We start from the raw sequence: 24,800 nt of genomic DNA on the forward strand, positions 1-24,800 counted from the left end.
TATGTAAATAATAGTTGATTTTTTTGCTTTGGGTTTTGTTAAATGGGAGGTTTTAAAATGATATTTCATATTATTTAGTCTTTTTTTTTAAGAACTTTTAGAGAAGTAGGTAATATTGTAACATAGCTATATAGTAGAGAATTATGTGAGAAAAGTAGTAATAAAAGCAATATAGGTAAGACCTTATAAAAACAACTATTGCTAACTTTTGATTTGTTTATTTAATATCTATAATGGATTTGCTACTATATCTTCTAACTCCATTTTTAGGTATTGAAAGGTTTGGGAACGGCTCTCTTTATCTTGAGAATCAAATAATAATTGTTCAACAAATTCCCAGATATCCTCCAGTTTACGTCTCGCTATATAAAACTGTAATGCATCGGGGTTTACTCTAAAATCCCGATGTCTCTTCTGGTAGATTTTTAAAAAACGATGATAGTAAGGTTTATCCTTCAAAAACATAATATCCGCTTCGGGCGGTGCGATCTTCAATCCTTCCCAATCAATTAATATCAGGGTATTTTTGGTTCGCATTAAATTCCAATTATGAAGATCTGTATGGCATAAGACCATTCTGGGTGTATTCTTAATAAGGGATAAAGCCAGCTTTTCTGTGCTGTGTATTAGTCTATCAACAATATTTAAATGATTAATAAGCAATGCTTTTAAATCTTCTGGAAGATTGTCACAATATTGAATTAGATTTTCCTTTAATGGCTGTAAAAATGGTAAGTTAAAAGTCTCCTTTATTTTCTTAACATCAAAAAACATGTTCACTTCATTAAAACAATGAAGCTCTGCAATCATGTTGCAAAACTGTTCCACTTCTTTTTCTGTTAAAGTACCATTACCTATAGTTTCACCTTCAATATACTCATACAACAGGTAAATTGCATGTTTGTCTTTATATTTAAAATCACCGTTTTTTGTTAATACTAACATTGGAAGTTTGCCAGACAGATTTGGGTTTTGATTTAACCACATAGTTACTGGAACATATATATCAATCATAGAGGTTAATTTGGAAGTAGAGGATCTGCTAACTTCATATGCTTTAAGAAAGTAGTTTTTTGCCCCATCGAATACTTTATACGCCAAAGCTGACCATCCTCCTTGTTGTAAAACAATGGATCGACAGTTTATTCCGTATGCTGTTTTTAACATATAATTTATATCTTTCATGCATTTCTCCTATTTTAAATATGATTCTTACTTAACCCGTTCTGTTACACACTTAATATTTAAATCGTAAAAATGCTTACCTGGCGTATTAAGTTCATTATATGAACCGACCTCTATAATCTTGCCTTTCGACAACACTATTATTTTATCAACATTACTTAACAACTCTAACCTATGTGTAATTAAGATACAACTCTTTCCCTTAGCATAATTCTGTATGGTCTGTAAGGTTGCAATTTCTGTTTTTTTATCTAATGCAGAGGTTGCTTCATCTAAAAGAATAATTGAAGTCTCTCTCAGTAATTCACGTGCCAAACATAGTCTTTGTTGCTCCCCACCTGAGAAGTTGCTGCCATCAACTTCTATGGTTGTATCTAGCCCATAAGGCAACCTTTTAAGTACTTCTCCTAAACGTAGTTTTAATAATAGTTTAATTATATCTTCATCGCTTATGTTAGGGTTTCCATAACTAAGGTTATATCTTAAAGTTTTATTAAACAAAACTGGTTTTTGTGATAAATAACTTATATTTTTTCGCCAATCTTTTAGGTTAAGAGTACTACTGCTGATATTATGAATGTGTATATCCCCTTCACTTGGTCTATAAAACCCAATTAATAATTTCATTATAGTAGATTTACCGCTACCACTCTCGCCAACCAATGCTACACTTTCTCCTAATTTAACTTTTAAATTTATGTTATCTAATATTTTATTTTCGTTGTCATAAAAATAAATATTTTTAAGTTCAACAGCTTGTTCATTTAACTCAACAACTCTTTGCCCATTCTTTTCCTCTGGCAAATCAAGAACTGCAAATATTCTTTTAAAGCTAACATTAGCTAAAGTAATTAAAGGAACAGCATTTATTAAGGGTGTAATATTTGAGAATAAACGAGACTGATATAGTGTAAAAGCAATAAGCTGTCCAATATTAATTTGATTTTGAGAGATTAGCACTAAACCACATAATAATGTAATTGGATACGACATAGCAGCAATTGCTTTACTAACATTACTTCTCATTATGTTCGCTTTATCTCTCAATCTTCTAGCACTAAGATATGTATCAATTATGCTTTCATATTCCTTCTCATGATATTTATATCTGTGATTGGCTTTTATAAGGTTTATCTTGTCAATTTGACCCTGAATAAAAGAGCTTACGATAGCTCTTGCTTCATTATGTTCTTGATATAGTTTTTTTAAGGGGAAAACAAACTGCACATAAAAAGTAGAGATTAATAGAATTGCTGTAACAAATGTTAAGCGCCAATCAATGTTAAAAATAAAAACAAATATCAGAATACTTTCGATTAAAGATGCTGCAACAGTTATAAGAAAATCTGGTAGTAATCCTTCAATTCCCTCACTATCGTTAACTTGACGAGAAAGTATATAACCTGGTGGCGTGGTATCAAAATACGTTACTTCTAAACGCAGAAGCTTATTAAACAATCTCTGTCTTACATATTTCCAGACTCGTAGCTTTATTTTTAATGCTATAGATTGACGAAAAATATCTAAGCCTAAACGAATAACTAGTAAACAAACAAATAAGATACTTAAACGCTTAATTAAATACATATCTACGTTATTAGTTACTATATTAGTTAATTTACTAGCGATTTTTGGTTCAAAAAGAGCTATTGGAATATACACTATATTTATTAATATTAATAGCCAAATATAAAAATAAGATTTTGTATAAAAAGATGTTACTCGTTTTAGAAATTTCATATAACTTTCTCCCTATAGATAACAAACTGGTTATAGTAGATATAATTCTTATTGTAATGTAAGCTGTTAAAAGTATCTAAAATAAACATCATAACAATAGTCATAATTAGTAGAATATTTATAAGCATATGTAATACCTAAAAAAGTCGTAAAAGTGTTATTATATTAATTTTCTTAAGTTCAGAAGTAATCATAATAATTATATTTTACTTATTTTGTTTATTAATCTTTTGAGCTAACCTCAATTACCATTTACTACACTATCATTAATTTTTATTATAATATACCTACATTAACATTTACTGTCTTTATTTAACCTATAAATATAGTAAAGTGTATATATGCATTTTGCAACTTTATTATAGTATTTTTCTTTAGGGCTGCAAAGTATCTTGATTACATCTAGGGTAAAAGGTTTATAACTGTATAATAATATATTCTAATTGTTTTGTAAAAATATTACTGTGAGATTTTAATATATTTAATATTATATTATCTAAAATATACCAAACTCAACATAACACATTTTATATGGTATCATTATAAATAGGGGGTTAAAATGAAAAAAAATAACTATTTAAATAAAATTATAATAATAGCTTTTTTTATAATTATTTTTTTAGGATTACGAGATGCAGTTATTGATTTTGAATATGAAAAAATTACACAAGCCTCAAAATTACCAACTACAATACAAAATGCTTTAGCTGAATATGATTTGCAAAGAGGTGTCTACTTTTTTTCAAATACTTTTACCAAAGGAGATACATATGTAGTAATTTGTGCAGGAGAGGAATACATAACTGGATATGATGTTAATATTAATAGTCATAAGTATTATTCTGTGGTTGAGGATTCAGAGAAAAAACCAATATATGGCTATTATGAGCTAGATATTACTGAAAAAGACTCTTCTACCACATATGAATATTGTGATGATTCTCAATATCCCTTTGTTGTATTTAAACTTTCTGGTAAGGCAAAGAGATACTGGATTAAAATAAATAGTAAAAAAACGTTGAATGTAAATCGCTGGTGGGGTGATGATAAAAGGTTATTTCAAAGTAAGAAATGGTCCTGTGAAGTTATATATTCTAAAGATCAATTACCTCAATTTATTGATGATGATTTCAGTATGAAATGGGGAGATGTAAAAGGTTTCTGTAAACCATCTGGCTTAAATAATAAAAAAACTAGTTATATTATAATTGCTGGTAAAAAAGGAGAACCTCCTTTTAATGTGACTATTGATGCAATAGATTGGAGAAAAGAGATAGTAACACCAGCTACTTCAATAAGTCAAAAAACTTTTGATATAATTGTTCGGAAAGAGTATAACAAAGAGTTTGTGTTTGAACATAAATCTGTTCCCTATAATTTAATACAAGTGAAACATGATGAAAGTCTTGATGCACTTTGGCTCAAAAATATTATCTTTTTAGATGATAGCTTAAATTGGGAGAAATCAAAGAATTGAAGATAATCTATACGGTACCCCTTCCACCTACCTGCCTTGAAACACACACGTAAGCGTATTTCACGCACAAAGTACATATCACTCCACTATGGAGTAATATCAAGAACTGGTACATTTAATAATCGAGTAGGAGGCTAATCATTAGTTGATTAGCCGACCTCTCACACCACCGGACGTACGGATCCGTATCACGGCGGTTCAATAACCAAGCCTACTAATGTAGTAAGAATGCAGTGATAAGAGACCAGCTTTTGCTAGTCTCTTATTTGTTATCGTTTTATGGAGTATGGGACTTTTAGCTGTCCGCCATGCTCCCTTTCTAGTATTTCCATACTCGTATGCTTTCTGAGGAGGACACCCTAGTTTTGTTAAGTTCCGAATTTTAGTCCTTATCCTTTTCCATCTCCGCCAATATATCATTCTTATTCTTCGCCTTATCCATTGGTCTAGCTCCATTAAGAATTGCTTCATATTTGCAAGTATGAAATAATTAATCCAACCTTGGCACATTCTTTTCAGTCTGATATACAAAGTTTTGATGTTTTGTACTTTTCGACTTGTTAACAGTGCCTTGATTTTCTCTTTGAGTTTCTTCTTGCTTTTCTGGTGCACTCTAAATTGCACACCATTAGCAGATATGTAAAAGGAGTACCCTAGAAATTTGGTCTTTCAGGGTCGACTAATTTTGCTTTTATCTCGATTGACGACAAGCTTTAATTCCTTTTCAAGAAATTTGGTTACATTCGTTAAGGTACGCTCTGCTGCTTTTCTACTTTTTACATAGATTGAACAGTCATCAGCGTATCTAACGAACTTATGCCCTCTTCTCTCTAGTTCCTTATCTAACTTGTCAAGCATTATATTGCTAAGCAATGGCGATAATGGACCTCCTTGTGGAACCCCTTGTCGAGTCTTTTCATATTTACCATCTATTACAACTCCTGATAGAAGATATTTCCTGATGAGTCTTAAAACTCTGCTATCTTCTATCTCTAGGTACATTTGATGCATAAGTTTGTTATGGTTGACTGTGTCAAAGTATGATGCTAAGTCTATATCTACTATCCACGTGTAACCTGCTTCTATATACCGTTTGCATTGTTGAAGTGCATCATGGGCACTACGCTCTGGTCTAAATCCATAGCTGTATTCTGAAAATTTCTCCTCAAATATTGGCGATAGCACTTGATTAATGGCTTGTTGAATTACTCGGTCTATGACCGTTGGTATTCCTAGTTTTCTAGTCTTACCATTGTCTTTTGGTATTTCCACTCTTCTTACTGGACTAGGCTTGTACGTCACTTCTAGCAGCTCTTGGGTGAGGTTTTCTAAGTACCTGAGATACCATTCTGAGAACTCAGAAACTTTCATACCGTCTACCCCATGGCTTCCATTATTACTTTTAACATGACCATAAGCTTTCATCATATTCGGATACGATACCACTTCTTCCATCAGTTGATTTGTGTTTTGCTTTTGCTCTTGTTGAATCCCTTGAGCACTAACTGCTCTCTCATTACTTTTAAGTTCCACTTTATCCTCCTGAGATAAGCCCTCTTTCGAGGTTGTCTAGTTTTTTTTTCGTACTCTTAGGTCTCATAGTTTACAAAACTGTTATTGTTCAGCCCTTCCTGAAAAAAAAATAATTTCAGTACTATGACTTCTGCTGACTTCTCTCATCCCCTCTGCTCATCACTGAGTAGCGTTTGGTTTAGGATGCGAGACCTCCCTGGGTAAGTCCACACTCTTTCTTTCCATATATCTGCCACATTTACTAACACACCCTTCGGTTAGTACGGATTTTGTTTTGATTAGCAAACTCATCCAGTTTGCATTAGCCTCATGTGATTCGTGTTCCTCAGACCAGAAATTTGCCTCCAACTTCCTTCAGATTCCTCCTCGCGAAGGACACCCTTGTTTTCAGCTAACGGCTATACTAACTTCACCGCTCGGGACTTTCACCCTATAGATTGTGAATATGCCAGGCGCACTAACTAAAAACCTCAACGTCTCTGTTGAGGTTTTTTATGGTTATAAATTCTTTATCTGATATTGTTTTGGCGTAATATGGTAGATTTTTTTGAACTGGCTTATAAACGACGAGACATTTTCAAATCCCAGTTCATAAGCCACCTCTGTTACCGAATTCTCTTTTAGCAACTGTTCAGCTAATTTCATTTTCACTTCATGAATATAGTTCATAGGTGTCATTTTAAAGTTGCGTTTAAACGTGTTGGTAAAATTTGAGCTGTGCATGCCTACCAAATCGGCTAAATCACTGATTTTGATATTACGATTTACATTCCTAGCTATATACTGCTTTACCTGCTCCATTGGATGTTTGGCTTTAATAGAAAATAAATAGCTTGAATACTCGGTTTTCAGCAGATTGTAAATCAGCCTACGTATGTTAAGCTCCACTAAATACGGATTCTCAGAATTCTCGACATATTCACTGTGGATACTTTGCACGCTCTTGTAGAGTATGCTGTCATACTTAATGGGAACATATGGCCTAGGATCGTATATGGCATTATTAAACGGCTGCTTATTCTCAATATTGCTGAAAACCGACTTAGTCAATTCATCGCATACTTCAATAACCATCATTTTGGTGGGCTTCTGCGCACGCACTGTTAAATCAGAATAGAAAGGCAGCAACATCATCTCCGTATTCTTCTGGCATATGCTTTCACTGCCAAACAAATATTCAATCTTCCCCCACAGAACAGCAATCAGTTGTATTCGATCTTTGGTTTTGTAGCCGCATCTGTAATTCTGCATCAACTCGTAATATGTTATTGAGGAATTGCCCATCTTGTAAGAGTGCCTATTCTTAAGACTGTCATGAACAATATTAGTCATAATATTCCACCACCTTTCTGTATAAAAAACAAAGCATTATGTAAAATTCTGAGTAGATTAAGTATTTTTTTATCGATATAATTTTACCTATTACATGTGGATTATATGTCACAATTATCAATCAGTCAACCATTGGGCCAAAGGCCTTAAAAAGGAGTGTTTGAAATGACTATCGAGATTTGTATCGGGAGCTCATGTCATATTAAAGGAGCCTACGATGTTGTGGAAACCCTAAAGCGATTAATAAAAGAACACAGCCTTGAATCTAAGATTGAATTAAAGGCTTGTTTCTGCATGGGTCACTGTGGCGACGGAGTCAGTTTGCGAATTGACAATAAAGATTTAGTATGGATTAAACCCGATAACTGCGAACAGTTTTTCCAATCTCTCTTGGAAAAATTAAGCTAACCGCAATACGGAGATAACTTACTATGAACTTAATAAGAATTAACAAAAACCTGTGTGATAACTGCTTTAAGTGCTTAAGAGTCTGTCCTACAAAGGCAATTAAATTTCATAATAACGAGCGAATCATTGACGATGATATGTGTATTAAATGTGGATTATGCCACTCACAATGTTCACAGAATGCCTTGGAGGTAGTCGATCAGTACAGCGTAGTAAAATCTGCTATAGCATCAGCTAAAAAAACGGTAGTGTCTCTTGCACCTTCATATGTTTCAGCTTTTGATATTGACAAACCGTATAAAATTGTAGCTGCATTAAAAGAAATTGGCTTTGATTATGTTGAGGAAACTTCTATTGGAGCTGAAATTGTCTATAAAAAGTACAGTGAAGAAATCAAGAAATCCACAACTCCTAATGTTATTACCACCTGTTGCCCATCAGCAACATATTTGGTGGAGAGCCATTACCCCAATTTAATCGATTCTATGCTAAAAGTTGTTTCACCTATGACAGCGCATGGTAAAGATATAAAACGGCGCTATGGTGATGACTGCTTCGTTGTGTTCATAGGCCCTTGCCTTGCCAAAATTGTAGAAGCACACGAGAGTGCAGGAGATGTAGATGCTGTGTTAACCTTTGCCCAACTGGATGATTGGCTGAAAGCAAAAAACATCGATCTGCAGAGCCAGACTCCGGTACCATGTGATAGATACGGTTCCCTTACTGGAAAGGCTTTTCCCCTAGGTTGCGTAGTTGAAAACGAAAAATATCAATACCTTCATGTAGATGGCATAGAAAACTGCAAAAAAATTTTGGATGACATTATCATGCAACGGGTTTCTGGATTAAGCATAGAACTGAATATCTGTGAAGGTAGCTGCATCAACGGACCTGAGATGCCAGTGTCCGAGGAGAGTCATTATGTAAAAAAATTGAGAATGCAAAAACACTTAAAAACATTGAGTCAGCGCGAAATCAATACGGACATCATGATTAATGATTTGGATTTAACTAGAGTGTTTCACCGTAGGGATATCCGTACAAACATGCCCACTGAAGAAGAGCTTAACGCAATTCTTAGAAAAATGAGAAAGTATTCAGAAAAAGACCAACTCAACTGCGGTGCATGTGGCTATGACACCTGCGTCAATAAAGCTATATCCGTGTTTAATGAAGCTTCAAACTGTACAGACTGTATGCCGTATCTAAGGGAGATTGCTGAGGAAGAACACTCGCTTCTAATCGAAAACAGCCCTAATGGCATCTGTGTACTAGACGCTGAGAACATTGTAAAACTAACTAACCCAAAATTTGATTTGCTGTTTAACCGAATCAACGGCATTAGCTCTGTTGGATTGCCCATTGATTTCATGGTAAGCAGTGATGAAATCGACACCTTGTTTAGTAAAGGCAAAAATATTTCATCAAAGAAAATTTACGAAAAAGCATTAGACAAGTACTTTTTGGTAAACACAATTCATGATTCTACTAAGAATCAAACCATTGTATTCTTTACGGATATATCCTCCCATGAAAAGAATAAGATGGAACTGGAACGTATGAAACAAGACACACTGGAAAAAACCAGTGAAGTAATCTATAAACAAATGCGTGTTGTACAAAAAATTGCTGGCTTGCTTGGTGAGACCACCGCTGAAACCAAAATGAGCCTCAACGAGCTTCGCGATTTAATAATTAGGGAGTAATGTATGATGTCATCAATGAACTATATAGATGTCTCCTATAATTATCTGAATAAAAAGAATGAGAACCTATGTGGCGACAAAGTACAGCTATACAAAGGCGAAGATCGCACTATAATCGTTCTCGCAGACGGACTAGGAAGTGGTGTTAAAGCTAATATTTTAGCTACCTTAACATCCCAGATTGCTTTGACTATGCTGAAACGTAATGCCAGCATCCACGAAGTTGTTGATACAATCATCCACACCTTGCCGGTTTGCAGCGTGCGGAAAATCGCCTATTCTACATTTAGTATTGTGGAAATCGACAAAGATCTTAACTGCCAAATTTATGAATATGATAATCCAGCTTTCTTTTTCATCCGTAACTACAAAATAATGAAGCCCGAAAAAGAATCTATTATAATTCATAACAAAGAAGTTTTTGTAAGTAGGTTTAAGCTTGAAATCAGCGATGTTCTGTATTTGTGCAGCGACGGTGTTGTACATGCCGGAGTCGGCAGATATCTGCCTTTTGGCTGGCAATGGGAAGATGTCGGCAAGTACCTTATTGGTCAGCAGGCTTTGGCATCTTTTCATCTTTGCAATAAATTGCTAAATGCTTGTAACGAGCTGTATGAAGACATGCCCGATGACGATACCACGGTTGTGGCGGTGAAAATCCGTCATCCACAGAATCTCCATATCTTTACGGGTCCGCCTGTTGTAAAAGATTTGGACAAACCGTTTGTGGAGTATTTTAACAATCTAAACGGTAAAAAAATGATATGTGGCGGTACTGCAGCCCAAATATACGCCAGAGAAACCAATAAAAAGCTTATTACAGAATTAGAATATATTAATCCCGAGATCCCCGTTACCGCAAGAATTAAGGGAGTAAATCTGGTTACTGAAGGAATTGTTACCATGTCAAAATGTGTGGAGCTGATCGAAAAGTTTAAAGAAGATTATAGACAGGTCAACTTCGAGCTTCAGGACGGCGCAACAAGAATGCTGCGAATGTTTCTGGAGGAGAGCACTAATATTAAAATCTGGTTCGGAAAATCGGTAAATGGTGCCCATCAGCACTTTGGCTTTCCTCAAACTCTTAGTTTGAAAATTAATGTTGTAAATCAATTGATTTCAGCACTGAAAAGTCTAGGTAAAGAAATCACCATCGAGTATATTTCGGAGGTAAATTATGAGAGTATTTGAAAATCACGTTCAAAAGGTTAAGAACGAAGTATATACAGAAGTTGCGAAACTGGCATTTTCAGATGAATTGGAGGATAAGAAGGCAGATATATCAAAAGTAATTGATCCAGGCCCCAACCCCAGGTTTAGATGCTGTATTTATCATGAAAGAGCGGTTACCAATGAACGGGTTAAATCGAGCATCTCAGGCATAAATGAAAGCAGCAACATAATTGATATTCTGGACAGTGCCTGTGATGGATGTCAGGTGAACCGATATGCCGTTTCAGATTTATGCAGGGGATGCATATCCCACAGATGTCAGCAAAGCTGCCCAGTTGGTGCAATAAGCATTGTCAACAATAAAGCTCTGATTGACAGTGAAAAATGCATTGAATGCGGGAGGTGCAAGGCTGCCTGTCCGTATGACGCAATTGCGGATATTTTGCGTCCGTGTATGAGGGTGTGCCCTACTGGCGCTATCACCGTCACTGCAAACAACCAGGCTCAAATAGATGAAAAAAAATGTATTCAGTGCGGAGCATGTGTCTACATTTGTCCCTTCGGTGCAGCTCAGGATAAATCTCAAATTGTTCAAGTTATTGAACAGTTAAAAAAGCCTGATACGCCCGTTATTGCGATGGTTGCACCTGCTCTTGCCGACTCCTTTGGATATACAGAGGTGGGCAAAGTTGTAAGTGCCATAAAGAGCATCGGCTTCAAGGATGTTGTTGAGGTGGCACTGGGTGCAGATATGATTATTCAGCATGAAACACGTGAATTTCTAGAGGTGCTAAAAGAAGACGGCGTCATGACCAGCTCGTGTTGCCCAGCTTTTGTAAGCTACATTAATAAAAAATACCCTGAGCTGAGTAAGTATATCTCAAAATCAGTCTCTCCCATGATAGCGTCTGCCTTGCTGATTAAATCAGTTGAGCCAAACAGTAAAGTTGTGTTTTTTGGGCCCTGTGTAGCTAAAAAGGAAGAGATGAAAGGCAGCTGCGTTGATTATGTATTAACATTTGAAGAACTCAGCGGAATGATCGACCTAGATAAAATTGATGACTTCGAGCCCTCCCCACTCGATAATGCATCGTATTTCGGCAGAAGATTTGCAGCCACCGGTGGTGTTGCGGGAGCAATCCAAAACGAACTAAAAGACCGTGACGATATAAGTCCTTTTCAAGTTATTGTTTGTGATGGCTTTGCAGAAATTGATAAGACTCTAAGACTGCTAAAAGCAGGAAAGATTAAACGGGCTTTCATTGAGGGCATGGCTTGTAAAGGCGGCTGTGTTAAAGGTCCCGTTAGCATTCACTACGGAAAGACCAACAAAAAAGCATTGGAGAAGTATTGCAGCCAAGCTACGGAAGAAAGTCCAGATACCGCAGTGAGAATTATTTCTACCGCTGAGATTCCGCTAGACAGGCAATAAAAAGTGTCGTTTTGCAGTTTTCACAAACTGAAAGAAAGAGTTTTACTACCTGTATAAAAAAGGGCTGGTTGTTTCGTACCTAAACGAGACAACCAGCCCTTATTGAGAGCCTTCCAGACTTATTATCAATCATTATACTTTCACAGTAAACATTACATTATCTTCTTAATCAGTTTCATTGATATGTGCACAGCCTCTATAATATAAAGAGAGATGTTTTCTTATAATGTAAACAAGATACTAAAAAATATTCTATTAGATAAGTGAAATACAAAATAATAAAATAAGTAATATCTTAAAACCTACCTTAAAAGCATGTTATAATATTCCATATAATGTACATAGTTAAATATAATTACTTTATACAAGGGGATATCATATGAAAAAAATAATTTTCTTATTATTAATAGTTGTCTTTATTGGGTGTTTTTCTGCCTGTGATAAAAACACCCAGTTACCAGCTTTTCTTGAAAGAATTAATGAAATGAGCAATGAGGATTTATTAACAGAATTTCATATAGCTCATGCCGAACATGTTTGTAATATTTTTGCTGACTTTCTCTTTAAAACACCTTTAGACTTAACAACAGAAACTCTATATGGATTTTTTATTGAGAGAATGGATGCAATAGATCCTGAATGTAATTTATGCCAAACATGGTATAATTATAATGATAATAATCTTCATATCCCAATTAGTGATATAGAGAAAATACTTAGCACTTATCTAATAGAGTATAATTTCAGTCCAGAAGAAATTAAGAACTATGACAAAAATTCAAACTCTATAATAACCCCTACCATAACTGGTTGGGGTGGTTATTTTACAGGTAATATCTTAAGTAAGCAACTTATAGATAATATTTTAACTTTGGAAGTAGAGTTTTATTGTGATATGTCCTATCCCTATAGGGGTATAAAGACATACACAATTTTAATCGAAGAAAATGGGTATAAGTTCTTATCTGTAACCGAAAAAGAAAAGCAAGGAGATAGCTTAAATGACCAAATTACTTATATAAATTCTCTTACAGAAAAAGAATTGTTAAAATATTTGGGTCTAGAACTACTAGAAATACATACTAATGGTAAGTTATTATTTAATAATCCTTTAGAGCTCTCCAATGATATGTTATATAGGATATTTTCTGAAAGGGAAAGTACTGATATCAAGATATTCCATGATATAAAATATTGGTACACTGATCATAATAGATACTATAATGTACCTTTTCATGAAGTAAAACGTGTTCTTGATAGATATTTTTGTGAATATAACTTTGACACTGCTACTTATGCTGATTATGATCCAAAAAAAGATTTAATAATTAAGAGATCTAATACCGCTCATTTTATGTTACCTGACGACTCTGGTATAAGAGGTAAAATTATTAATCGAAATATTAAAGATAATATTCTAACACTTGAAATTGAGTTTTATGATACAAAAGAATATACACTATTTAAAAGCGTTAAGCTTTATGATGCCTTTGACAAATTTGAGTTCCTTTACACTAAAGTTTATGAAATACTTTTAGAAGAAGATGGTTATAAGTTTTTATCAGTTGTTGAAAATTAATTATTCAGTAAAAAAGCGGTTTTGGAACTATGTTTAAAACCGCTTTTTTAGTACTTAGTTCTAAAAAAATACATTGATAAGTCTGGTGTTTTACGTATAGTACGCTTCTTAGTGATATTATGTTAAGAAATATTGATATATAAGTATAGTATGTTAGTTGTACTCTTAAAATAAAAATAATAAAGATTTCATGATTTAATTATAATTATAGAATTCATCTAAAGTATGTAGTTTAAGCTGTATATGCATCTTAGGAGGTTCAAGGTATTTTTTTATATCATTAAACACTATTTCAATTTCTTTTAAATCTGAATCTGTATATATAAAAGAGTAAACTCCATATTTTCTATAGTAGTCCTTATGTTTTCTCATTTCTTTTTCAAAATTTTTCTTTGCCTCTTCATTAACTTGCTTTTGAGTTTTTCCCTTAATTCCACCCAAGTATCCATGTGATGACCAAGGAGATAGCTCAAATCCATATTTATCTAATGTATAAGGGTTAATCACAGTAAAATCAAGTCTATATCTGTGTCTTCTCTCAATACCTCCATATCTAAACTCTGGAATTAACAACGGTACATCTTTTGGATTTTCACTATTTTCCACAAGTTCACAGTATAATTTTGCAATATTCTTTTCATATTTTGACCCTGAACTTCTTACTAGAACATTTTTGAAAAAATTCATATAATACTCTACATTATCAAAAGTAATTTTATCATCTTCCTGAGGTATTACTAACCCTGTTTCAAGTATATGGCCAATAGTAAAATAGTTTGCTTTGAATTTTCTTATTTCACTACCATCATTTTCCCATGCTCCATCTCTAAATCTAGGAGACACTAATAATCCATAATTTGCATTTTCCTGTCCTATCCATATAGTAGCCTCTTCTGGCCTAGGTCTAACTTTCGATAACTGTTCATACTTCCGTAAAAAGGTCCGTTCTAAAAATAATGTTACATAATTCATAACAACTTTATTATTTTGCATATACTTTAATAGCTTATAGTTATTACTCTGTTCTTTAGAACAACAGTTATCTAGGTAGTGCATAAGCCCATCAAGCCATAATGAAATATATTGCTCTGGAGTTTTAATAACTTCATGTCTAACATCGTAAAAATCTGCATGCTTACCACCTATCTTTGCGTTTAACGATAGCTTGTTATTATATCCTGTGATTTCAAGTACCTGATCAACAATTTCATTTAACTCATCTGTAATTTCTTTGATTCTTTTGTTTCTAATAGTTTTTCTTCTATCTTTTTTAGCCATTTCCTTTCCTTCCATATAATTTCATCTATTATAATAAAAACTGTTATACACATATATGATTAATAACTATTTTTGCTCTCACTATACCATGACAGTGTAATTTTCAACATTTTTCTTTTGTGCTATAGAGTCTTATATATGAATCAATATACTTATTAGTTAACATATATCTTGTTCTTAAAATAATATGCCCTTCACTAGAAAAAGTATTGTATTGAGGTTGATATTAACAATGTAAAATGTATACCTTAAAGCCTATGAAGATTCAAAGCTTTTATAATTTTAGTATTATTTCCATGATACTCTTGATTAGCTTTTTTTATCATCTGCTTAAGCTCCATTTCGTTCCTCTTTATTCTCTCGCCTAAAGATTGTAATGTTACAGTATCATAATTAGGAACTAATATATTAGCAAGCTTTTTGGCGTTTATAACTTTAATTGTAGTTCCTGATGTGATGTTCTCTAGAACAAGCTTACCAATGTCACTTTCAAGATATTTTACTAGTACATACGGATTATACTTATCTGGATTTATCCTTATAATAGTTAAGTTAACTGAAATAAATGATTTTTTATAATCTTCCGGAACTACAATCATTCTTAATAATGTACCACGTGTTGTAATGATAATATCTCCTGCTTTAATATCATATTTACCACACCAATTTATTTTTTTTTCTCTTATTTTTTCAGTATCGTCATATAAAATGTCATTATCTTGAATATTCTTAACATTTAAATAATAATGAGTTGGATCTTGCTTTAATGTCTTCATATCTTTACTGCTTATTTGAACACCAGGTAACACTTTAGCTACTTCTTTTAATGTCAATCCATTTTTAAGTCTTTTGTCAATTATCTTTGAATTAATATAATAGTTAGGTATTAGATTACAATTATTCTCTAAAACTTTATAAGTATCAATTATTGTACTAAAACCTTCAATTTCATTGCCTAGTTTAATACAGCTTATTATTTTTGTTAAAACATCTTTAGGTATGGTATTTTGCCTTCTGTTTTTTCGTAGAAACTCTTTTGAAGCATTAATAAAAATTATTGTATTTTTTCTATTACTTCTTTTATTGTTATTAAAAAGTATTATTGCTGTTTCAATAGCAGTGTTTGAGTATAAGCTATTTGGTAATTGAATTACAGCCTCAATTTTGTCGTCATTTACAATTCCTTTACGAATGATTTCATCTCTAGTTCTGAATAGCGCACCTGTTGTTGTAGTAACAACGGCTTTACCCATATCTTTTAATGTATACAATGCTAATTGATAATTTGCCCAATCAATTGCCTGTTTTTTTGGCACTCCATAAGAAAGTACTTCGTTTCGATATAATTGCTTGTTAAACGAGAAAGGGGCATCCATAAAGACAAAATCAAATTGATGTTTCTTAACATTGCTAAAATCATATACATCTTTATTGTGAAAGCAGTATCCTTGAATTTCATTAACAGTCATTAATAATTGAGATATTAAATATGTTTCACGATTAATTTCCTCTCCATATAAGCATATATCATAGTTGCTAAATATTTGCTTTAATCTCAAAGAAATACTACCAATACCTGTGAAATAATCTGCCACTTTTAGTCCTTCTTCAGGTTCTACTAATTGAATCATTATTTCCTTAATTGAATCAGGAGTAACAAATAGATCATCATCTAAATCAATTTCAGTAAGAAGATGATTTATCATGTATTTAACATCTTGTGCAGATAGACTATAATAATGATTTAGTGTATTAAATATTTCTCGAATCACATTATAATTATCTTTTTTATAACCAATTTTTTCTATTAACAATGTTGTTAATACTCCATTTAAATGAGTATAGGTTTGCTCAATATCCTTAACTACGTAAAGTAAACTATTTTTAAAGTTATTCCCTACGTCAAGAATAATTGCGTCATAAAACATGAACCATTTTATTAATAGGATACTTGAAATAACATTCCTACTATCATGACTACTAACTATTCCTCTTAGTTTATCTTCCATCTCATACAATAACCTCTCGTACATGTTATACATATAACCATCCTTTCTATGTATGCACATAATTAAATATTATTTTTATTAAAAATAAGCAGATTAACTGCTCTTGATATAAGACTATCAAACTTTATTATGTATGTCAATACATAATAAAGTTTTTTTTGAGATTGTATATTATGAGTTCTAGTATATTTTCGTAGATATAATAATAACTAGTAGAGGTCACTCAATTCTTGTATAAGTATTATTAATTAAGTTATCATTTTACTCAGCTAACATACTCCCCTCATTTACGATCTCTTAATTGTTTATGTTTTACGGGTGCATAACTCCCGACACTAATGACAAGTGTACTCCGTTTGCGTCTTAAAATTATCCAATACCTTTAAAATCTTTATGCAGTTAGCTCTATAATCTATAACCTTCAACCATATCAAACAACAAAAGACCCTACTAAGAGAAGGATCTTTCAATTTAATACTAGTTATCCGTATCAGTATAAATAACACAATATATTATTTTAACTTATAATATACTTGATTTACCCAGTTTACATTGCTCTCTTACATACTTTGTTACTATCCATCATATCCATAATATAGTTGCCAGTTTCAATATTAATTTCATAATCCCTATCAAACAATAATTTAGTTTCTTTATCGTCTATTGAGTATAAAGAAAGAAGGCAATCGTTTGAATCAAAAACATAATGGAACTCTATATCTTTATAACTTTCTTCATATACAATGATGCACTTAATTCCATCATTATGCTTATAAAAACTTACAGACTTATAATTTTCAACTTTAATATTATCAACTAACCAATATGGATGTACTTGTGTAGATGTCATAAGTTCAATTAATTTATTTAATGAATTCATATTTTCACCTCAAGTATATTATAGTACACATCTATTATTTTTTATAGTGTTTCAATGTTAATAAAATAAATTCTTTTAAATCATCTAAATAATTCCACGCACGTTCGAAATCACTAATTACCCATTTATCTCTTGACCGATTAATATATTGTTTTAGATGTTGATTAAAGTATATAGCTAACATAGCAGAATTGTCAAATTTTGGATCTCTACCTATCCATGAAAAATTCTTGATAAATAATTTACATCCTTGGATATCTCTACCCTTAAGATTTAGATTAAGGCTTGATATAATACTTGGAACATAATTATACCTTATTGTATCATCTAAAGTACTATGATTGAATTTCCTAAGTAAATCTGGTCTAAGTATTTTTTTATCTTTTTTATTAAGGATGTTATAAATCTTGATAGCAGTTTCTTGATCTGTTTTATTTTCTTCCATAATCCTTTTGATTTCTTCTTCGTATAACTGATTCCTTTGCTTTACATTCTCTTGGATATCGTCATTAAAATAATCCCTAATTGTTAATGTACCATAACCAGTTTCTTTTGCTTCACCAAAGTCAATCACATTTCCTTGATTTATAGAATTTCCTTCGTTATCTATATTAGTAATTAAATCATCAATTTCTTTAAGGTGTTTAATAATTTCTGCTTCTTGTACTTCTTTTTGATATAATTCCCATAGCTTATGTAAGTAAAGATTATTGTGAGATATAATGCATGCTACATTATCATCTTTATCACTAATTTCATCATCTGGGATAACTCTAAGTAGACGTCCAACAAACTGGGAATATGGTAACAAGCTTCTAAATGGTCTAAAGATAGCACCTATGGATAAATACTTATGATCAAAGCCCTCAGACAGCATATGTACATTTACAATTACATCAATTCTATGATTCTCTAAATCACTTAAAATCTCATTTTTTACATTCTTATTTAAGTCACTATGGATTACTTTTGCTCTTAAATTATATTCTCTATATATTTCACATACTTCTTCAGCATGTTTCATACTACATGCAACAGCAATAATCTTATGAGGAACATCTGATTTATCTCTCTTCTCTTGAAGCATGCTAATACTAGCTTCTACAACACTTCTTGAGCAATCATTACTATATGCCACAGATCTAGATATCCATTCTGAATCTTTCAAATCTAACCGATAGATTTCATCAACTGTATATTGTCGACCTTCCTCTTCAATAGTCAAATATAATTTATCTGGTACGTATGTTATGTCTTTTAACTGTTTAACATATCCTTCTTCCATAGCTTGTCCTAGAGTATATCTATATATTAGTTCTCCAGCTATTTCAGAATCATCAGACCTAAAAGGTGTAGCAGTTACTTTTAACACCTTTGCATCTAAAAAATAATTACACGTTTCAACCCATGTTTTAGCTGGAGAATGGTGAGCTTCATCAATTATTATCATATCGAAAAAATCTCTTGGTAATCTATTAATTAAAGAATTATCAAGGCGTTGTTGCAGTTTTTGAATGTTTATGATTACAATATCCGCTATACACAGTTCTTCAAAAGTAGTTTTACTGTCATATACTATTAAAGAAGGTAAATCATTTGGATTTTCAATTACTTTATACTTTAAATAAAAATTATGAGGGTTACTTGGATCTAGCGATTTTTCTAAACCATCCCTAATAGTTGTCTGGGGAGCAATTATGAGTACTTTCTTTTCAGAAATATTGTATGGAGCTATAGCCATTAAACCAGTTTTACCAACACCAGTTGGAAGTACAATTAACGCATGCTTATCTTTTTTTTCTGATACAAAATGATTATTAAGTCTTATATAACCATATTTTTGAGGCTTTCGTAAATAAGGGTTATCATTAATTTTTACTTCAGTAGAAATAAAATAGCTCATTGTACCCTCCTAAAATGTATAATTATTTTATACTAAAATTAATTTTTCTAGATAAACTAGACGAAAACAGTTTCCTGTATTTACAATTTTATCATTATATAATTATAAATACTATACTTTGAAATAATAATTTTATAAAAGTGACATAAATAATTAGATCATTCTCAAAACCCTCTGCAATATTGAAAAAATGGTCTCTCCCCCTCTTGCGTTAATTAATTAACGTAAAAAATCAACGAACATATTCTGAGCATTGTCTTACTAGTTAATAATCATAACCAACCGTTAAAAGATAGACTGTATTACCATATAGAAAGTTGCAGTCACACCTTGGGTTTGACTACTTCCATATAAACTAAAAAAAACCGACCATTTCTGGCTGAGTCTGTTATTTACTTAATAGTGTTTTAATTATACAGCTTTCGCTCTGTGCTATTATTGCCAAAGCCATAGTGATATTTAACTACATGTAGTTAAATGATATTATATGAACACAACACGCGTAAGCGTATATCACGCACAAAGTGCATATCACTCGACTATGGAGAAATATCATAAACTGGTACAATTCATATAACTAAAAACCTCAACATTTCTGTTTATTATGACCCCCATACCACCTCCACAGAAAAAAACGGGCGAGAAAACAAGCTTTCACTATCGATTTTCCTCTACCTGTTATACCATTTTGCTTGTTCCCTATATAATCGTGAATACTCTCCCCCTTGAGCTATTAAATCTTCATGAGTTCCATCTTGAATAATTCTGCCATCAGCAAAAACAACGATCCGATCAGCTAATGAGGCTACACTTATCCTATGCGTTACAAAAATAACCGTTTTATCTTTTGCCAATGAAATATACTTTTGAAAAACATCCGTTTCGGCTAATGGGTCGAGATTGCTGGTCGGTTCATCCAAAATAATAAAATCCTTATTACGATATGCTGCCCGTGCAATCGACAGTTTTTGCCACTGTCCACCGGATAGTTCCGTTCCGCCAATATCCTTACCAAGCAGGTTGTTCCTTTCAACACCATTTAATCCTGAAAAAGACAAAGCTTTGTCGATATCAACTTCATTCCGAGGCTTCACTGTATCTCCGAGAAAAACATTATCGGCTATGCTAAAGGTGATATATCGCGCAGGGTCTTGCACGACAGCACTAATGTTGTTATACCAAACGATTGGATTGATTTGCTCTATTAAGGCATCGTTTATTAACAGTTCACCGTCTGATGGTGTGAGCGTTCCGGTAATCAATTTTACAAAAGTAGTCTTGCCCATTCCATTCTCACCAACGAAAGCTACTTTTTCACCTTTGCGGATACGCAAGTTGATGTCATCAAGAACATATCTTTTGGTCAGCGGATAACGGTACTTCAGTCGCTTTGCTTCTATCACATTAAATTTGCCCAAGTCCTCACCCTCGTTTTTTTGCTCCGGTAATTCCATGAGATCAAAGAACTGCGCGGCTTCATTTTTTTTCATATATACCGTAACAAACCCAACTAGTAATTCTTTTGTATCGTTTACCAAAGTAGATACAAGTGAAAGCACCGCTCCTAAAGCGCCCAATGTTAATCTGCCCATAGCCATCAAGACAATTGCAAAAATACAGCCACCCACATTTGCAAGACTCAATAAAAAGTAATTGATTATCTGTAAAATAGCTTGGGTTCGGATTAACTTCTTTTCTTTAAGGGTGTATTCATCAGCTATATCTTTCCATTTTTTGTAGAAAAAATCGTGCAGGCCAAGAACCTTGAGTTCTTTCCCTGCAGATGAGAGCATTACACCTTGAAAATATTCTGCTCTTCGTTTCAGCTTAACATTATCTTTAACGAACTTAAATCGTATCTTTTGCCCTATTGTGAGTGACCATAGTGTTGGCAGCGGAGCGACAAGTACAATTAAACAGAGCAATGGATTGAATATATATAGCGATGCTGCAATAGTTACTATAGAAATGGCTTTTGCTATTACGATATAACCCTGCATCATAACTGTTGTATTTATTCCTCTCCATTGGCTACTAACAAAATTAAAGACTTGCGTCATATTGTCATTTATTTTTGGAATTTCATAATACTCAGGCGAAATTGATGCAAACTTTTCATACATTTTTGACCTTAACAACTCAGCTTGGTGATTTGCTTGTACAATATTGAGCATTTCAATTCTTTCATATACTCCAACGTAACGATCAATTAAACCTATAATAAAATTTATAATAAAATATGACAGCAGCAATAAAATGGCAGGAAAAATATTGTCTACATGAGTAAGTCCTTTAGCTGTTTGAATATACCTACCCCACATAAAAGCTAATACCGGACGCAGTAATGATAAGACAATATATAAGCCAAGATAAATAAGACTAATTGCTTTTGTAGTAGAAAATACGTACAAGAACAACTTAAAAAGGTGTTTGGCTTTGGGTTTTTGCTCGGATTGTACATCGTGTTCAATACCTCTTGTTTTATCATTAAGCATGTTCGACCTTCTCCTCACTTTTTATATACCATTGTTTTTGTGAATTGAACATATCGGCATATAATCCGCCTTGTTTCATAAGTTCATCATGTGAGCCGCTTAAAGCTACCCGCCCGTTCGCAATAACAAAGATATGATCGGTTATCACAGTCGAGGCAAGCCGATGTGTAATAAAAATCGCTGTTCTATCCTTCGACATTTCAGCAAATTCAGAATAAATTCGGCTCTCTGCCATTGGGTCAAGCTGGCTTGTGGGTTCATCAAGTATCAGAATAGGCTTATTACCCATAAATGCCCGTGCTATGGCGATGCGCTGCCATTGACCGCCTGACAGGTCAACGCCCCCCTCAAAATCACGTCCGAGCAGAGTGTCAGTTCCATCTGCAAGAGCTTTTGCAAAAGTATCAACCTTGGCTTTACGCATAGCGGTAATTATCGCCTCGTTATCATCAATATTTGCTATATCGCCCATCCCAACATTTTCACCAATTGTCATACTGTATTTTATAAAATCTTGAAATATCGGACCAAACAACCGCCTTCGTACATTTTGAGAGTAGTTGTTAAGCGGTTTGCCGCCAATACGTATTTTTCCACTATCTGGCTGGAATAAACCGAGTAATAATTTTATCATTGTGGTCTTGCCTTCGCCATTTTCCCCAACGATGGAAACCTTTTCACCATGATTGATTTTAAAACTAAGCCCGTTTAAAACTTTTTTCTCAGTACCCGGATATGTAAAATGTACGTCATCAAACTCAATGGTCATTTTGGCCGGAAAATCATTATCGTCACCATATTCATCTTCAGACAATGCAAAATATTTTTCATAGAATTCAAAAGTAATTATATGCAATCCACTTGATTGGAAAAAATCAGTGACTCCTTTTAAAGCGTTGAATAAGCCAGAAAATATTACAAGAGTAAGAGAAATCATAATGCCGATACTCAAGCTGCCGTTTAAATACAGCCTTAGTAAAATCGCAGCATTTACAATCTGGGCAATACTTATGATAATTTTTCCTAAGAGTTTTTGGCGCATATGTTTGATAAAATAATGTTCATATTCTCGGTTCCGTAAGGCAAATCTTTTTCGGTAGGTATCAATTAAAAACCTGGAAGCTCCGAGCAGAATGTTTTCCCTAATAAATCCCCGTGACATGAGCATCTTCCCGAGAATTCCGTATTGACGGTCTTTTTTCCAGAATTTTTTCATCTCAGAGTAAATGTTTTGAGAGAATTTTAAAGAGATATAGGTATCCAATGCAAAGGGTAAAAGTATGGTTAAAAGCAACCACCATTTTATAGAAGCAATGATATACAATATACCGATTGATGCTATTGTTGATGAAATAAGATTTCTTAGATAAATTCGGGACATATTACTGGCAGCTTCTTCAGCACCATTATCTTTTCTGTAGACATTGTCGATTATTTTCATTGAAGCTTCGTTTTCTAAATGCTCGTAGCGCAGTTTTTTTAACTTTTGTAGCATTTTGCCTTTATATGCTGTTCGTATGATAAGCTCGCAACGTGGTCTTATATACGATGAATTAAATAAATCACCGACTACGACCGGCAACAGGGCTAAAACAACAAATAATATTAAATATGGAACATAACTAACAAATTCCAAATTACCTGATGCCACAGCTAAACCAAGATTTAAAATTTGACTGTTCACCCAAACAGAAATTGGTGTGACAACACCAGTTATAATTGCTGACCCAAAAATTGATATAACTACAAAAGGGCTTTCAGAATACAGGATGCGTAGCAATTCACTATATGCTTTAAAAATACGTTTCATAAAACAACTCCTTTACACAATTATCAACAATGATGAAAATTTTTTCTATTATAAATAAACGTTCAATAGTAAAATGAAGTTGATCTAACATAAAGTCCATAGCGAAGTCTTCTGTGATAAGATGTAATTTAAGAAAGCACTTATAGAAAGAAGAACCGATATGGGCACTGCTAACTATAACACAGGGACGCAGAAGTATTGTCCTAGGTTAAGAAAAAGTACAACTCAGCCAAAAATCCTTAAAATTAGGTAACAATATTGTTCTTCATGTGGTGCCTTCATATTGCAATGACTATGAATTTTAGTAGTATTATAGATGCATTCTATATATTCAAAAACTAATTAGTGAGCATGGTTAATATGCTTAATAACAAACTATGCCACTCTCTTTTAATAAGCATGAAAGGATTCTATGCATGCATTATCCTAAAGAGTGGCTTACTACGAATAAAACTTTACCCATCTTCTCTTTCTCCTTATCTGATTTTCTAATTATATCTACTTTAAGGATTTTCGTGTTTAGATTTAAATTCTAGCATCATAGCGATAGCGCCTTCATGTGGGTAGTACACTTCACTTGTCGCAGGCAAACTTCATTAAAAAACCTCAACCAATTAATTGACTGATTAAGGTTTTTTATATAGACAGCGTATGCTAATCTATTATTTTTAGCGTTTAATTTAGATTTATGTTTTACGTATTGCATATTTCCTGGCACAAAAAACAAGTTTTCTCTGATAGAGTGGTGGTTAAGCTTAGTACGAAGCTCAATCTTGCTACATGGCTTTCGGTAGTACTAGTTTGATACCCGCGGTATGGATTTACTCATATGTAGATTGCTCCTCAAAAGAATCTGTATT

General features: G+C 33.0%; 17 protein-coding genes. 6 read left to right on the top strand and 11 right to left on the bottom strand.

Annotated elements, in window-relative coordinates; translation table 11 throughout:
* Positions 1-228: 228 nt before the first annotated feature.
* A complete protein-coding gene (locus IMX26_RS08685; protein ID WP_195161275.1) occupies positions 229-1,185 on the bottom strand; it encodes an aminoglycoside phosphotransferase family protein in 957 nt (318 codons plus the stop codon).
* A 27-nt stretch (positions 1,186-1,212) separates the two neighbouring features.
* Complete coding sequence (locus tag IMX26_RS08690) at positions 1,213-2,925, bottom strand: ABC transporter ATP-binding protein (protein ID WP_195161276.1); 1,713 nt, start codon at positions 2,923-2,925, stop codon at positions 1,213-1,215.
* 559 nt (positions 2,926-3,484) lie between these two features.
* On the opposite strand from IMX26_RS08690, the gene IMX26_RS08695 reads away from it, so the two are divergent.
* The gene (locus tag IMX26_RS08695) at positions 3,485-4,402 is read left to right on the top strand and encodes a hypothetical protein (protein ID WP_195161277.1); all 918 of its coding nucleotides are present in this window, start codon (positions 3,485-3,487) and stop codon (positions 4,400-4,402) included.
* A 198-nt stretch (positions 4,403-4,600) separates the two neighbouring features.
* Here the strand turns inward: IMX26_RS08695 and IMX26_RS17865 are convergent, their stop codons facing one another.
* From IMX26_RS17865 to IMX26_RS08705, 3 genes are all read right to left on the bottom strand, one after another.
* On the bottom strand, positions 4,601-5,026 hold the full coding sequence (locus IMX26_RS17865; protein ID WP_347707862.1) for a group II intron maturase-specific domain-containing protein: 426 nt from the start codon (positions 5,024-5,026) through the stop codon (positions 4,601-4,603).
* A gap of 45 nt (positions 5,027-5,071) precedes the next feature.
* Positions 5,072-5,935 (bottom strand): group II intron reverse transcriptase/maturase, encoded by an 864-nt coding sequence (ltrA, locus tag IMX26_RS17870; RefSeq protein ID WP_243259109.1) that lies wholly within the window; start codon positions 5,933-5,935, stop codon positions 5,072-5,074.
* Between the two features lie 498 nt (positions 5,936-6,433).
* Positions 6,434-7,267 carry an AraC family transcriptional regulator gene (locus IMX26_RS08705; RefSeq protein ID WP_195161278.1) on the bottom strand — a complete coding sequence of 278 codons (834 nt, stop codon included), beginning with the start codon at positions 7,265-7,267 and terminating at the stop codon, positions 6,434-6,436.
* Between the two features lie 165 nt (positions 7,268-7,432).
* Here IMX26_RS08705 and IMX26_RS08710 point away from each other — a divergent pair, with 165 nt between their 5' ends.
* From IMX26_RS08710 to IMX26_RS08730, 5 genes are all read left to right on the top strand, one after another.
* The gene (locus IMX26_RS08710; RefSeq protein ID WP_195161279.1) at positions 7,433-7,675 is read left to right on the top strand and encodes a (2Fe-2S) ferredoxin domain-containing protein; all 243 of its coding nucleotides are present in this window, start codon (positions 7,433-7,435) and stop codon (positions 7,673-7,675) included.
* Positions 7,676-7,698: 23 nt separating this feature from the next.
* On the top strand, positions 7,699-9,381 hold the full coding sequence (locus tag IMX26_RS08715) for a [Fe-Fe] hydrogenase large subunit C-terminal domain-containing protein (protein WP_195161280.1): 1,683 nt from the start codon (positions 7,699-7,701) through the stop codon (positions 9,379-9,381).
* Positions 9,382-9,384: 3 nt separating this feature from the next.
* A complete protein-coding gene (locus tag IMX26_RS08720; RefSeq protein ID WP_195161281.1) occupies positions 9,385-10,572 on the top strand; it encodes a SpoIIE family protein phosphatase in 1,188 nt (395 codons plus the stop codon).
* The gene (locus tag IMX26_RS08725) at positions 10,559-11,986 is read left to right on the top strand and encodes a monomeric [FeFe] hydrogenase (protein ID WP_195161282.1); all 1,428 of its coding nucleotides are present in this window, start codon (positions 10,559-10,561) and stop codon (positions 11,984-11,986) included. Before IMX26_RS08720 ends, IMX26_RS08725 begins: the two co-directional genes overlap by 14 nt.
* Positions 11,987-12,365: 379 nt before the next feature.
* Positions 12,366-13,565, top strand: a complete 1,200-nt coding sequence (locus tag IMX26_RS08730; protein WP_195161283.1) for a hypothetical protein — start codon at positions 12,366-12,368, stop codon at positions 13,563-13,565.
* Positions 13,566-13,760: 195 nt separating this feature from the next.
* Here IMX26_RS08730 and IMX26_RS08735 read toward each other — a convergent pair whose 3' ends face one another.
* The 6 genes from IMX26_RS08735 to IMX26_RS08760 all read right to left on the bottom strand — a co-directional run bounded on the left by IMX26_RS08735 (position 13,761) and on the right by IMX26_RS08760 (position 23,940).
* Positions 13,761-14,843 (bottom strand): topoisomerase, encoded by a 1,083-nt coding sequence (locus IMX26_RS08735; protein WP_195161284.1) that lies wholly within the window; start codon positions 14,841-14,843, stop codon positions 13,761-13,763.
* A gap of 248 nt (positions 14,844-15,091) precedes the next feature.
* Positions 15,092-16,885 (bottom strand): N-6 DNA methylase, encoded by a 1,794-nt coding sequence (locus IMX26_RS08740; protein WP_195161285.1) that lies wholly within the window; start codon positions 16,883-16,885, stop codon positions 15,092-15,094.
* Between the two features lie 514 nt (positions 16,886-17,399).
* Positions 17,400-17,702, bottom strand: a complete 303-nt coding sequence (locus IMX26_RS08745; protein WP_195161286.1) for a hypothetical protein — start codon at positions 17,700-17,702, stop codon at positions 17,400-17,402.
* A 64-nt stretch (positions 17,703-17,766) separates the two neighbouring features.
* The gene (locus IMX26_RS08750; RefSeq protein ID WP_195161287.1) at positions 17,767-19,635 is read right to left on the bottom strand and encodes a DEAD/DEAH box helicase family protein; all 1,869 of its coding nucleotides are present in this window, start codon (positions 19,633-19,635) and stop codon (positions 17,767-17,769) included.
* A 671-nt stretch (positions 19,636-20,306) separates the two neighbouring features.
* The gene (locus tag IMX26_RS08755) at positions 20,307-22,130 is read right to left on the bottom strand and encodes an ABC transporter ATP-binding protein (RefSeq protein ID WP_195161288.1); all 1,824 of its coding nucleotides are present in this window, start codon (positions 22,128-22,130) and stop codon (positions 20,307-20,309) included.
* The gene (locus tag IMX26_RS08760) at positions 22,123-23,940 is read right to left on the bottom strand and encodes an ABC transporter ATP-binding protein (RefSeq protein WP_195161289.1); all 1,818 of its coding nucleotides are present in this window, start codon (positions 23,938-23,940) and stop codon (positions 22,123-22,125) included. The genes IMX26_RS08755 and IMX26_RS08760 overlap by 8 nt, the downstream gene beginning before the upstream one ends.
* Positions 23,941-24,800 lie beyond the last annotated feature (860 nt).

It is taken from the genome of Clostridium sp. 'deep sea' (assembly GCF_014931565.1).
In the GTDB taxonomy this organism is placed as follows: domain Bacteria; phylum Bacillota; class UBA994; order PWPR01; family PWPR01.

What these genes read in the sequence shown, in the direction of transcription:
- IMX26_RS08685 (WP_195161275.1), bottom strand. Translation starts at nt 1,185, where the DNA reads ATGAAAGATATAAATTATATGTTAAAAACAGCATACGGAATAAACTGT.
- IMX26_RS08690 (WP_195161276.1), bottom strand. Translation starts at nt 2,925, where the DNA reads ATGAAATTTCTAAAACGAGTAACATCTTTTTATACAAAATCTTATTTT.
- IMX26_RS08695 (WP_195161277.1), top strand. Translation starts at nt 3,485, where the DNA reads ATGAAAAAAAATAACTATTTAAATAAAATTATAATAATAGCTTTTTTT.
- IMX26_RS08705 (WP_195161278.1), bottom strand. Translation starts at nt 7,267, where the DNA reads ATGACTAATATTGTTCATGACAGTCTTAAGAATAGGCACTCTTACAAG.
- IMX26_RS08710 (WP_195161279.1), top strand. Translation starts at nt 7,433, where the DNA reads ATGACTATCGAGATTTGTATCGGGAGCTCATGTCATATTAAAGGAGCC.
- IMX26_RS08715 (WP_195161280.1), top strand. Translation starts at nt 7,699, where the DNA reads ATGAACTTAATAAGAATTAACAAAAACCTGTGTGATAACTGCTTTAAG.
- IMX26_RS08720 (WP_195161281.1), top strand. Translation starts at nt 9,385, where the DNA reads ATGATGTCATCAATGAACTATATAGATGTCTCCTATAATTATCTGAAT.
- IMX26_RS08725 (WP_195161282.1), top strand. Translation starts at nt 10,559, where the DNA reads ATGAGAGTATTTGAAAATCACGTTCAAAAGGTTAAGAACGAAGTATAT.
- IMX26_RS08730 (WP_195161283.1), top strand. Translation starts at nt 12,366, where the DNA reads ATGAAAAAAATAATTTTCTTATTATTAATAGTTGTCTTTATTGGGTGT.
- IMX26_RS08735 (WP_195161284.1), bottom strand. Translation starts at nt 14,843, where the DNA reads ATGGCTAAAAAAGATAGAAGAAAAACTATTAGAAACAAAAGAATCAAA.
- IMX26_RS08740 (WP_195161285.1), bottom strand. Translation starts at nt 16,885, where the DNA reads ATGTATAACATGTACGAGAGGTTATTGTATGAGATGGAAGATAAACTA.
- IMX26_RS08745 (WP_195161286.1), bottom strand. Translation starts at nt 17,702, where the DNA reads ATGACATCTACACAAGTACATCCATATTGGTTAGTTGATAATATTAAA.
- IMX26_RS08750 (WP_195161287.1), bottom strand. Translation starts at nt 19,635, where the DNA reads ATGAGCTATTTTATTTCTACTGAAGTAAAAATTAATGATAACCCTTAT.
- IMX26_RS08755 (WP_195161288.1), bottom strand. Translation starts at nt 22,130, where the DNA reads ATGCTTAATGATAAAACAAGAGGTATTGAACACGATGTACAATCCGAG.
- IMX26_RS08760 (WP_195161289.1), bottom strand. Translation starts at nt 23,940, where the DNA reads ATGAAACGTATTTTTAAAGCATATAGTGAATTGCTACGCATCCTGTAT.